General features: G+C 62.0%; 10 protein-coding genes, 2 tRNA genes and 1 pseudogene. 5 read left to right on the forward strand and 8 right to left on the reverse strand.

Features of this window, described 5'->3' with window-relative positions; all coding sequences use genetic code 11:
• The first annotated feature begins 175 nt into the window (after positions 1-175).
• Both EGJ22_RS16130 and EGJ22_RS16135 read left to right on the forward strand, forming a co-directional pair.
• Positions 176-1,984, forward strand: a complete 1,809-nt coding sequence (locus tag EGJ22_RS16130; protein WP_029887908.1) for an ABC transporter ATP-binding protein/permease — start codon at positions 176-178, stop codon at positions 1,982-1,984.
• Between the two features lie 49 nt (positions 1,985-2,033).
• On the forward strand, positions 2,034-2,594 hold the full coding sequence (locus EGJ22_RS16135) for a histidine phosphatase family protein (protein ID WP_029887907.1): 561 nt from the start codon (positions 2,034-2,036) through the stop codon (positions 2,592-2,594).
• Here the strand turns inward: EGJ22_RS16135 and EGJ22_RS16140 are convergent.
• The 4 genes and pseudogenes from EGJ22_RS16140 to EGJ22_RS16150 all read right to left on the reverse strand — a co-directional run bounded on the left by EGJ22_RS16140 (position 2,576) and on the right by EGJ22_RS16150 (position 6,401).
• Positions 2,576-3,361: a sulfite exporter TauE/SafE family protein gene (locus EGJ22_RS16140; protein ID WP_029887906.1), complete on the reverse strand. Its 786-nt coding sequence runs from the start codon at positions 3,359-3,361 to the stop codon at positions 2,576-2,578. The two genes, EGJ22_RS16135 and EGJ22_RS16140, sit on opposite strands and share 19 nt — an antisense overlap.
• Before the next feature lie 132 nt (positions 3,362-3,493).
• Positions 3,494-4,234, reverse strand: coding sequence for a methyl-accepting chemotaxis protein (locus EGJ22_RS26960; protein ID WP_370593823.1), 741 nt, complete (start codon positions 4,232-4,234; stop codon positions 3,494-3,496).
• Positions 4,235-4,348: 114 nt separating this feature from the next.
• Positions 4,349-5,380: pseudogene (gene mcpA / locus EGJ22_RS26965) on the reverse strand (methyl-accepting chemotaxis protein McpA); the annotation flags it as partial.
• 142 nt (positions 5,381-5,522) lie between these two features.
• A complete protein-coding gene (locus EGJ22_RS16150; protein WP_009682646.1) occupies positions 5,523-6,401 on the reverse strand; it encodes a LysR family transcriptional regulator in 879 nt (292 codons plus the stop codon).
• 101 nt (positions 6,402-6,502) lie between these two features.
• Here EGJ22_RS16150 and EGJ22_RS16155 point away from each other — a divergent pair, with 101 nt between their 5' ends.
• Positions 6,503-6,931, forward strand: coding sequence for a PACE efflux transporter (locus EGJ22_RS16155; protein ID WP_009682645.1), 429 nt, complete (start codon positions 6,503-6,505; stop codon positions 6,929-6,931).
• 86 nt (positions 6,932-7,017) lie between these two features.
• On the opposite strand, the gene EGJ22_RS16160 is transcribed toward EGJ22_RS16155, so the two are convergent.
• From EGJ22_RS16160 to folD, 4 genes are all read right to left on the reverse strand, one after another.
• Positions 7,018-7,686 carry a GntR family transcriptional regulator gene (locus EGJ22_RS16160; RefSeq protein ID WP_064314576.1) on the reverse strand — a complete coding sequence of 223 codons (669 nt, stop codon included), beginning with the start codon at positions 7,684-7,686 and terminating at the stop codon, positions 7,018-7,020.
• 16 nt (positions 7,687-7,702) lie between these two features.
• A complete protein-coding gene (locus EGJ22_RS16165) occupies positions 7,703-8,407 on the reverse strand; it encodes a FadR/GntR family transcriptional regulator (RefSeq protein WP_029884962.1) in 705 nt (234 codons plus the stop codon).
• 44 nt (positions 8,408-8,451) lie between these two features.
• Positions 8,452-9,762: a C4-dicarboxylate transporter DctA gene (locus EGJ22_RS16170; RefSeq protein WP_009682642.1), complete on the reverse strand. Its 1,311-nt coding sequence runs from the start codon at positions 9,760-9,762 to the stop codon at positions 8,452-8,454.
• A 426-nt stretch (positions 9,763-10,188) separates the two neighbouring features.
• Positions 10,189-11,043 (reverse strand): bifunctional methylenetetrahydrofolate dehydrogenase/methenyltetrahydrofolate cyclohydrolase FolD, encoded by an 855-nt coding sequence (gene folD, locus EGJ22_RS16175; protein WP_029884961.1) that lies wholly within the window; start codon positions 11,041-11,043, stop codon positions 10,189-10,191.
• A 270-nt stretch (positions 11,044-11,313) separates the two neighbouring features.
• Here folD and EGJ22_RS16180 point away from each other — a divergent pair.
• A tRNA-Arg gene (locus EGJ22_RS16180) sits at positions 11,314-11,390 on the forward strand.
• A gap of 41 nt (positions 11,391-11,431) precedes the next feature.
• Positions 11,432-11,507: transfer RNA gene (locus EGJ22_RS16185), tRNA-His, on the forward strand.
• Positions 11,508-11,517: the final 10 nt, after the last annotated feature.

Consider the following 11,517-nt stretch of genomic DNA (forward strand, 5'->3'; position numbering starts at 1 on the left):
CGTGGAACTGCTCGCCGGAAATGCCACGGTAAATCAAAGCTTCATCTGGCGGTAGGTGGGGTTCATGGAGCGCTTAGCCCGTGCCAGCCAGCTTTCATGAAATGTACGTCATGTATGCCTGAAGCGTTATAGGGCAGTGCTACGCTCGCGGAAATACTCAGCACGGACATTCACCATGGACATGAACTGGCACCAAGCCTTGCAAGAGAGCCTGAGTTGGCTGGCAATCGCCTCGTTCATCACCTTTGTCGGCTTCACTGCCGCCGCTATTCTGGCCGTACGCTACACCCGCTGGGGCAGCCAGTTCTGGCAACTTGCGGGGCCTTATTTCAGTTACAAACGCAGTTGGCGGCCACTGCTGGTGTTTGCGTTGCTGCTGGTGCTGACGTTGTTTTCCGTACGCCTCAATGTGCTGTTCTCGTTCTGGTACAACGGGTTTTACAGCGCTTTGCAGGGGCTGGACCAAGGGGCATTCTGGTACCTGCTCGGGGTCTTCGCCGTGCTGGCCAGCATCCATGTGCTGCGCTCGCTGTGCTCTTTCTATGTGAACCAGGCCTTCAGCATCACCTGGCGGGTATGGTTGACCGAGCGCTTGACCGGTGACTGGATGCACGGTGATGCTTACTACCGTGGACAATTTCTTGCTGAACCGATCGACAACCCCGACCAGCGTATCGAGCTGGACGTAAACGCCTTCGTCAGCAACTCCCTGTCCTTGGCCTTGGGGGCAGTCAGTGCGCTGGTGTCCCTGGTGGCGTTCACCGGGATCCTCTGGGGGTTGTCAGCGCCGTTGGCCGTGGCCGGTGTTGAAATTCCCAGGGCGATGGTGTTTGCCGTGTACCTGTATGTGGTCGTCGCCACCTGGATCGCCTTCCGCCTGGGCCAGCCTTTGATTCGCCTGAACTTCCTCAACGAAAAGCTCACCGCCAACTTCCGCTATGCGCTGATGCGCCTGCGTGAGAATGCCGAGAATGTCGCTTTCTACCAAGGTGCCGAGGTTGAGCGGGGTACCTTGCTGGGGCGCTTCGCGGCACTGATCGTGAATGCCTGGGCGCTAGTATTCCGAAACCTCAAGTTCAGTGGTTTCAACCTGGGGGTCAGCCAGGTGGCAGTCGTGTTCCCGTTCATTCTGCAGGCACCGCGCTTCTTCAGCGGGGCAATCAAGCTGGGTGACGTCATGCAAACGTCTCAGGCATTTGGGCAGGTGCAGGATGCACTGTCGTTCTTTCGTGAATCGTACGATGCATTCGCGCAGTACCGGGCTACGCTGGACCGTCTGACCGGTTTTCTCGATGCCAACGCGCAGGCAAGGGTATTGCCGCGGGTACTCACCGCGGAGCAGGCCCATGCGCTGCAGATTGCCGACCTGAAAGTGCTGCGCCCGGATGGACACGCCCTGATCACTGATCTGAACCTGAGCCTGCAAGCTGGCCAGGCGCTGTTGATCAAGGGGCCTTCAGGCAGCGGCAAGACCACCCTGCTACGCGCCCTGGCTGGCCTGTGGCCCTATGCCGAAGGGGAGGTACGGCGCCCACTGGGCCATCAGGCGCTGTTCCTGTCGCAGCGTCCCTATTTGCCTTTGGGGGACCTGCGCACGGTCATTGCCTACCCGGCGGTGGGGCAGCCCGAGGATCAGGTGCGTATGCAGCAGGTACTGCACCAGGTCAATCTTGGGCACCTGGCCGAGCGCCTGGAGGTCAGCTGCGATTGGTCGCATATTCTGTCGGTGGGCGAGCAGCAGCGCCTGGCTTTTGCCCGGGTTCTGTTCAACCGGCCGCAGGTGGTGTTTCTTGATGAGTCCACCTCAGCGATGGATGAGGGGCTCGAGCATGCCCTGTATGCGCTGCTGCGCTCGGAAATGCCTGGGGCACTGTTGCTCAGTGTCGGGCACCGCAGCACCCTGGCAGGTTTTCATACTCACCGGCTGGAGGTGGATGGGCGTGGCGGTTGGTCATTGGTGGCGCAGGCGCCTGCGCTGGCATAGTGTTCAGCATGCTAAGCACTGTGCACCAGCCCGCCACCCGAGGCACTTGATGAAAGCTACCCGTTTGACCCTTATTTGCCATGCCCTGACTCAGGCCCAGAAGACCGGGCGCCTGCACTGCGCTGATGACGGCATCCTGCCGCTTTCGCAACCGACAGCGCCTCTCCTGCCAGCGGTGCAGTTGCTGACGGCGCCAGAGCGGCGCGCCTGCGAAACAGCGGCGTGGTTGTCGAGCACGGTGCATGTCGAGCCCGCCTTGGCCGATTGCGACCTCGGGCATTGGCAGGGCATGGCGCTGAAGCAGTTGCAGGCCGAGCAGCCAGAAGCGTTGGCCGATTGGTTACAGGAGCCAGCCAGTAACGTGCATGGCGGGGAGTCGTTCGCTGCGCTGTGCCAGCGGATGGCCGCCTGGCTGGCGGCTTTCGACAGGCCGGGTGAATGGCTGGCGGTCACCCATCCGCAGGTCATGCGTGCTGTGCTGGTGCAGGTACTGGGCTGCCCGATGAGTGCCGGGCAGCGTATCGATGTGTTGCCGCTGTCACGCCTGGAACTGAGCCATACCGGGCAGTGGCGGCTGCGCCTGGGTGAGGTTCAGAACGCCAGCTTGTAGCCGATCAACAACAGCATGGCGGCCAGGCACGGACGCAGCACGCGGTCGGAGATCCGCCCGGTCAGGTGGCTGCCCAGGTAGATGCCCGGCAGAGAACCCAGCAGCAGGTAGCCCAGTAGCGACCAGTCCATATTGCCCATGCCGGCATGGCCAAGACCTGCCACCAGCGTTAGCGGCACGGCATGGGCGATTTCCGTACCGACCAGGCGACGGGTGACCAGAAACGGGTACAGCAGGAATAACGCCACGGTACCCAGGGCGCCGGCGCCGATGGAGGTCAGGGTCACCATCACCCCCAGCACCACGCCGGTCAGCACGGTGAGGGTGTTCAGGGTACGTGCGCTGAGGTGGTAGCGATCGCCGGCATGGTGGCTGGCGAAAGCCTGCAGCCGCGATTTGAACAGAATGGCCAGCGCGGTGAGGATCAACACCACCGCCAGGCCTTGCTTGATGATGGCATTGAGCGCCGATGTGTCGGTATGCAGGGTGCTCAGGAACCACAGGGTCAATGCGGCCGCAGGCACGCTGCCGAGGCTGAGCAGGCCGGTGATCTTCCAGTCGATGTTCTTGTTACGTGCATGCACCCAGACGCCACTGGCCTTGGTGATGGCGGCATAGAGCAGATCGGTGCCGACGGCCGTCGCCGGGTTGATACCGAACCACAACAGGATCGGGGTCATCAGCGAACCGCCACCGACGCCGGTCATGCCGACGATGAAACCCACGACCAGTCCCGCAATGGTGAAACCAAAAGAACCTACATCCATACGCTACTCGACCGCCCAACATTGCCCGTTATCGGATGCAGCCAGCATATAGATTTTTTTATAGCCAAATAGACTTGTTCGTTATTAGGTTATAACCGCGTAAAGATGGGGGCGCTGGGCGCCCCCGGGTTCTCAGATCCGGAAACTCCCCACCAATTGCTTCAACCGGCCGGCCTGCTGCGCCAGTTGATCGCAGTGGCGCAGGGTTTCGTTAAGGTTCTCTACCCCTTGCTGGTTCAGCGCATTGATTTGGGTAATGTCCAGGTTGAGGCTTTCGACCACGGCGGTCTGCTCTTCGGTAGCGGTGGCTACCGACTGGTTCATGCCGTCGATCTCGCCAATACGCTGGGTGACGCTGGCCAGGCGCTCACCGGCCTGGTTAGCCACTTGCACGGTTTGCTCGCTGGACACCTGGCTGGTGTTCATGGTGTGCACCGCTTCGCGTGAACCGACTTGCAGGCTGGTGATCATGCGGTGGATTTCTTCTGCCGATTCCTGGGTCCGGTGGGCCAGGTTGCGCACCTCGTCGGCCACCACGGCAAAGCCTCTACCCGCTTCGCCCGCGCGTGCTGCCTCGATCGCAGCGTTCAGTGCCAGCAAGTTGGTCTGCTGCGAGATGCCTTTGATCACGTCCAGAATCTTGCCGATTTCATCAGTGCTGGCATTGAGCGTCTCGATCTGTGCGCACGATTCGCTGATGCGCTGCGACAGCGCAGTCATGGCGTTGATCGCTTCTTCCACCACTTCCCGGCCACCGTGGGCCTGCTCGCTGGCACCACTGGCATGCTGCGAGGCATCTGCGGCGTTGCGCGCGATTTCCTGGGTCGCGGCGCCCAGCTCGTTGATGGCTGCGGCCACGCTGTTGGTGCGCATGCTCTGCTCTTCGGAGCCACTGATCGACGCATTCGACGCGCTGACCACTTTCTCCGACAGGTCATGCACCAGGCGGGTGGCCGACGACACTTCGCTGATCGAGGCGTGAATGCGTTCGACAAAGCGGTTGAACGACGTTGCCAGTTCGCCGAATTCGTCCTGGTTCTGCACCACCAGACGACGGGTCAGGTCGCCTTCTCCCTCGGCGATATCGCGCATGGCGCGGCCCATGGTGGTCAGCGGGCGCATCAGTAGTGGAATCAGCAGGCCCAGCAGGCCGGCAATGGCCGCCACGGCAATCAGCATGGCGATGATGGCCGATGTGCGGAACTGGCTGAGTGCGGCGTAGGCCTTGTCCTTGTCGATCGACAAGCCGATGTACCACTGGGCCGAAGGCAGCCCGGCGACCGGCGCGAACGAAATGATCCGGTCCTGGCCGTTCAGGGCGACATCCTGCATGCCGGCGGCAACGCGCAGGTCGCTGCCGGGGTAGATGTCCTTCAGGTTTTTCATGACCTGGTCCTTGTTAGGGCTGACGATCACCTGGCCATTGGCATCGGCGAGGAAGGCGTGGCCGAGGCCACCGAAATCCACCGAGTTGATGATCTCCACCAGGGTATCGAGGGTCAGGTCACCGCCAACCACACCGATCATTTCCCCCGTGGCCTTGCTTTTCACCGGGGTGGCGATAGTGACCATCAGGCCGCCGACCGCACCCTGGTACGGTGGCGTCAGCACCGTTTGCCCGGCATTGGCCGCCGCTGCATACCAGGGCCGTTGCCGCGGGTCGTAGCCGGCAGGCATCTGGGCGTCCGGGCGCTGGGTGAACACCCCGTTGGCCTGACCGAGGTAGGTGAACAGGAAGTTGCGGGTGTAGGAGGGTTGCTCGATCAACCCGGCCAGGGTCCCGCCGGCACCCTGCTGGCCGATATCCTGGGCCAGGTTTTCCAGCACCAGGATGCGGCCGCTCATCCAGTTTTGCACGCTGCTGGCGGTCAAGGCCCCGGCCTGCTGCACCGAGGCTTCTATGTTCTGGCGGATAGTGTTGCGTTGCAGGTAGTCGTTATAAAGCGTGAACAGGGCGAATGCCAGGACCACGACGCCGCAGGCACTGAGCAGGATCTTGTGGCGAAATTTCAGGTTCATGTTTCGAGACCTTGAGCCAATGTGGGGAGGACGCAGCGCGCTTATGACGTTCTGCGGGGCCTATCGACCGGGATATCGGCTCGGGGGGTAAAACATTGAAGTACTTACAGTAATTTCTTACAGACCTTTCGACAGACGGCACTCAGCCCTTGGCCAGTTGCTCTATCAGCAACCTCGCCGCTTGCTGCAGTGGCTGTTGTTTGCGCCACAGGATATGCACCGGCAGTTGCAACTCGTTGCGCGTATTACGAAAGGCCAGGCGCACCAAGCGCCCGGTTGCCAGCAGTGGGGCTACCCGAGACAACGGCAGGTCGCCCCAGCCCAGGCCGGCTTCGACCATCTGCAGGGCCAGGTCGAAGCTGTCGGTCGACCAGTGCGTGGCGCCGATCAGCGGGCGTGGATCGGCCAGCGGCAGGTCCCGGCTGCGCACGAGGATCTGGCGCACCCGGGTCAGGTCTTCGAGGTAGTGGATGCGTGCTTCACGCAGCGCCGGGTGGCTAGGGGCGAGGGTGGCTACCAAGGCTTCCATACCGATGTGCTGAAAGCCCCGGCGCGCATCCACCTGCAGGCCAGCGAAGGCCACGCAAAGATCGGCGCGGCCGCTGTCCAGCAAGTGCAGGGCCTCTTCCTGCGGGGCGCTGAGCAAAGCGATATCGAGCAATGGGTGGCGCACACCGAGGTCGGCGATAGCCGCCAGCAACGGGCGGTGATCGATGTCCGGCACCACCGCCAGCGTCAGGCTGCTTTCTAGCCCCTGTGAGAGCTCCAAGGCATGGACTTGCAACAGCCCGAGTTGCTCGGCAATCAGCCTGGCGTGCGGTTCCAGGGCCAAGGCCCGGGCGGTGGGCCGAACTTCGCGGGGCCCGCGTTCGAACAAGCTGTATCCCAGCTCCGCTTCCAGATTGCCAATGGCCATGCTGACCGCCGACGGTACCCGTTTGAGGGCGCGAGCGGCGGCGGAGAACGAGCCGCGGTCGAGCACGGCAAGAAACAGCTGGATGTTGTCGCTGGAAAAGTTCATGGCAGCCTCCTGTCAGCAGATCTGACAGCTGCTGACTTTTGCTGTCAAGCGAGGTGAAGCATTATCGCGCCCTTCGTTATTGGTATTGGAGGGAAATGCAGGTGCAGGGTTTGAAGCGCAAACTGGTGTACGTGACGTGCTATGAGCTGATAGGGCTGAGCATGTCGACCCTCGGGCTGGCTTATCTGTCAGAGACCCAGGCGTCGCATACCGGGCCATTGGCGGTGATGATCACAACCATTGCCATGCTCTGGAACCTGATTTTCAACACGTTGTTCGAGCGCTGGGAAAGCCGCCAGGCCAAGCGCGGCCGCAGCGTGGCGCGACGGGTGGCGCATGCGGTCGGCTTTCAGCTGACCCTGGTGGTGTATCTGATCCCGCTGATTGCTTGGTGGCTGGACATGACACTGGTAGAGGCACTGCTGGTGGACATGGCGTTCATTGTGCTGATCCCTTGCTACACCTTCGCCTACAACTGGGTGTTTGACCGGATCTTCGGCTTACCGACCTCGGCCATGGCCAAGGCTTGACTCGGGCGCTACAGGCCACCGCCTGGTACACCCGCTGCTGGACCGGTGCATGGCCGTCAGGAGCGGGCTTGGCCCTTGCGTGCGGGCTACGCCAGGTCGAGTTTGTCTTCCAGCCGGTCGAGGTGGGTGTGCATCAGCCCCAATGCCGCCTCGGCATCGCCTTGCTCCACGGCATCGATGATCGCCGCGTGTTCTTCCCACGCACAATGTTCGCAGCACGGCGACTCGTAGCGGGCAATGATCAGCGAGGTCATCGGCACCAGGCCGTTGAGAAACCGTGCCAGGGGTGCATTGGCCGCCACTTGCGCCAGTTTGAGGTGGAACTCGCCACCCAGGCGGATCGCCGCGCAACGCTCGCCACTTTCATGGTGCTGGCGCTCACGTTCAACCAACTGGCGCAGTTGACGTATCTGCGCAGGGCGGGCGCGCTGTGCGGCCAGGGTGATCAGGGTGGTCTCCGCCAGCCGCCGGGCACTGAGCACCTGCCGCGCCTGCTCGGGGTCGGGGGCTGCCAGGTGCGCGGTGTGGCTAGGGCGCTGCACCACCACTTGCTGGTCACACAGGCGCCCGAGCACGCGGCGGATCACGGTACGGCTGACCCCAAACGCCTGGCCCAACGCCTGCTCGGGCAGCAGGCTGCCGGGGGGCAGGCGCTGTTCGAGAATGGCGTCGAACAGCCGTGGGTAGATTTGCTCGGCCGACAGGCGGGTTTCGCCGGCCGCGAGCAGGGCAGGCAAGTGGGGGGCGGCGTTCATGGTCGCTCTCCTCAGGTCATGGATGCAGGTGTTCATCCGGGATGTTCAGCGGGATGCCCATGCGCGCGCCCTCGGCCAGGATGTGCTGGCGCATCTGGGCACTGGCCAGGGCACTGTTGCGTTCGCGAATGGCGCGTACTACGGCCTCGTTCTCCTTCAGCCTTGCAGCCAGATGCTCCGGTGAGTTGCGCAGCATGTCGGCGCTCTGTTTAAGGGCGTTGCCGGTCTGCTGCACGACACTCTGGAAGATCGGGTTGGTGGTCAGGGCGAAGAGGGCCTCATGGAAAGCGATATAGGCCCTGACCCCAGCTTCGCTGTCATCGGCCTCCAGCGCTTCGCGCATGTCCATCAGGGTGAGGCGCAACTGGCCAACATCCTGGCTGTTGGCGGATTGTGCCACCAGGCCGACGATGAACGGTTCAAGGGTGTAGCGCAGTTCCAGTACGTCAGCCAGGCTGGCGGCGGCGCTGGTATCCAGCCCCGGTTCCAGGGCGGCAGCTTCGGCCTCCAGCACCAGTACACCCTTGCCCGGCAGCGCGCGCACCAGGCCCAGGGTTTCCAGCACGGTTACCGCCTCGCGCAGGCTGGGCCGGCTGATGCCCAGTTGTTCAGCCAGCTCGCGCTGGCCTGGCAGCATGTCGCCGCTGCGCCACTGGCCGCGGGCCAGGGCCTGGCGGAGTTTTTCCACCACTGAATTGACGACGGTCGATGAGCTGATCACAGTTCGCTCCTTGAAGGGCCGGCATCAGTGCCGGCCACGTTCGCTCAGAATTCCTGCTGGTGGGCATTGGGCTGTTTGCGTGGCAACGGGGCAAAGCCGGGTTTGCCTGCCAGTACGTTGTTGGCACGCTCCAGGTCGATGTCTTTTTCCCAGCGGGCAATCGCCACGGTGGCTACACAGTTGCCGATCAGGTTGGTCAGTGCCCGGCCGATGCCCATGAACCAGTCCACCGCCAGTACCAGCACCAGGCCGACAACCGGAATCGCCGGTACGGCAGTCAACGTGGCCGCCAGGATCACCAGCGCCGAGCCAGGGATGCCGTGCGCGCCTTTCGAAGTTACCAGCGACACCAGCAGAATGGTCAGCAGGTCAGTCATCTCCAGCGGTGTGCCGGTAGCGTTGGCGATGAACACGATGGCCAGCGTCAGGTAGATGGAGAAACCGTCCAGGTTGAACGAGTAGCCGGTGGGAATCACCAGCCCCACCGTGGAACTGCCGATGCCCAGGTGTTCCAGCTTGCGCATGATCTGCGGCAGAACGGCGTCGGAAGAGGCGGTGCCCAGCACGATGGTCAGCTCTTCACGCAGGTACTTGATCAGTGGCAGCAGTTTCAGGCCCGACAGGCGCATCACGGTACCCAGCACGATCAGCACGAAGCCTGCACAGGTCAGGTAGAACAGCGCTACCAGGCCGCCTAGGTGCTGCAGCGATTCCAGGCCGTACTTGCTGGTGGTGAAGGCGATGGCACCGAATACACCGATCGGGGCCAGGCGCACGATCATGCCCATGATGCGGAAGATCACATGGCTCAGTTCGTTGATCAGCCGCGAAATGCCGGCGGCCGAGTCGCCCACCAGGTTCAATGCGCTGCCGAACAGCACCGAAAACAGCAGCACCTGAAGGATGTTGTTGTCGGCGAAGGCGCCGATCACCGAGGTCGGGATCAGGTCCATGAAGAACGCTGCGGCGCCATGGATGTGTTGACCGCGCTCGGCCAGGCTGCTGGCATCGGCACTGGACAGTTGGTCCAGGTGAATATTGGCGCCGCTGCCGATGCCGCTGCTGAAGGCGAATACCAGGCCGATCACCAACGCCAAGGTGGTCAGCACTTCAAAGTAGATCACCGACTTCAAGCCGATGCGCCCGACCTTTTTCAGGTCGCCCGCGCCCGAGATACCACTGACCACCACGCAGAACACGATCAGGCCGATGAGCATCTTGATCAGCTTGATGAAGCCGTCGCCTAGGGGTTTGAGTTGTAGCGAAAGGTCGGGGAAGCTGAGGCCGCAGGCAATGCCGAGGGCAAGGCCAAGCACGACTTGCAGGAATATCGAACGCGAGCACCATTTGAGCATGGGAGAAGTCTCAGATCGGTGTCCTTGCTTCGGTAGCCGCACGGGGCGAAAGAGCGCAGGACTTAATTATTGTGGTCTTACCGGTTTGTTCAGCGCGATGCCATAAAAGCGCGAAAAATCGTTATTTGCAAGGGTTTTTGGCCTTACCGGTCTGACCAGTTATGGGGCAATTGGGCCTGCCGCGCTCTAGTTCGGTGCGCAGCGTGACGTTCATGGTTTGAGCAGGGCATGCGAGCAAGCACGCTCCCGTGCCGCTGATACCCTTGAACCTGATTCGGGCTGGGCCCGCCCCATACGGCCAGTGCAAACTACCTGCCAATCCCGCCTCGCGTTCGCCATTTCTTGTGGTGCATCAAGCCCGAGCCCTCGAAACCGGGCAAAAAAAACGGCACCTGCCAGAGGTGCCGTTTTCGCTACGTGCCAGCTTTACGTGTGCAGCTCTTGCGCTGCGTACAGCGTGTTCTCCAGCAGACACGCCCGGGTCATTGGCCCAACCCCGCCCGGCACTGGGGTAATCCAGCCGGCGCGGGGCAGGGCGGTCTCGTAGACCACATCGCCGACCAGCTTGCCGTCCGCCTGGCGGTTGATGCCCACGTCGATGACGATGGCGCCTTCCTTGATCCACTCACCTTTGACCAGGCCCGGCTTGCCTGCGGCCACTACCACCAGATCGGCGCGGCCTACATGGCCGGCCAAGTCCTTGGTAAAACGGTGGCAGACAGTCACGGTGCAGCCGGCCAGCAGCAGCTCCATGGCCATTGGGCGGCCAACGATGTTGGAAGCGCCGACGATGACGGCGTTCATGCCGTACAGATCCTGGCCGGTGCTTTCCAGCAGGGTCATGATGCCTTTTGGTGTGCACGGGCGCAGCAGCGGAATACGCTGGGCCAGACGGCCGATGTTGTACGGGTGGAAGCCGTCCACGTCCTTGTCAGGGCGAATGCGCTCGAGCAGCAGCGACGCCTCCAGGTGCGCCGGTAGCGGCAACTGCAGCAGAATGCCGTCGACGGCCGGGTCGTCGTTAAGACGGTCGATCAGCTCGGTCAGGGCTTCTTGCGTGGTCTCGGCGGGCAGGTCGAAAGCCTGCGAAATGAAGCCGACCTCTTCGCAGTCCTTGCGCTTGTGCGAGACATAGACTTGGGAGGCGGGGTCGGTGCCGACCAGGATCACCGCCAGGCCCGGCGTACGCAGGCCTTGCTGGCGACGCTCCACGACACGTTGAGCGATCTGCTGGCGCAGGCTGGCGGCGATTGCCTTGCCATCGATTAGGTGTGCAGTCATAGACGCGTGATTAACCATCGAGAAGGAAACAATAAAGAGCGCGCATTCTCGCACGACATGGGCGAAGGGCAAAGGCGGGTGGTCGGGCAAATCCCCTAAGCCCTTAAATAATTTAAATTTTTTTTAAAAAGGTGTTGACGACTTTCGGGGTCGCCTATAAGATTCGCCGCACTTGTCGGGCACAGCCTAGCACTGGTTGGCTAAGTCGGGCAGAATGGGTCGTTTGGCAGTTAGCTGTTAAATACTTGTTCGGTTAGGCTTGAAGCTTAAGCGCCCGTAGCTCAGCTGGATAGAGCATCCGCCTTCTAAGCGGATGGTCGCAGGTTCGAGTCCTGCCGGGTGCGCCATTAGGCAGCTTTGGCAAGCAAGTTGGCTGTAATGCAATATGGTGGGCGTAGCTCAGTTGGTAGAGCGCTGGATTGTGATTCCAGTTGTCGTGGGTTCGATTCCCATCGTCCACCCCATATTTTAGAA

The organism is Pseudomonas sp. p99-361 (assembly GCF_003935475.1).
Lineage (GTDB): Bacteria > Pseudomonadota > Gammaproteobacteria > Pseudomonadales > Pseudomonadaceae > Aquipseudomonas > Aquipseudomonas juntendi.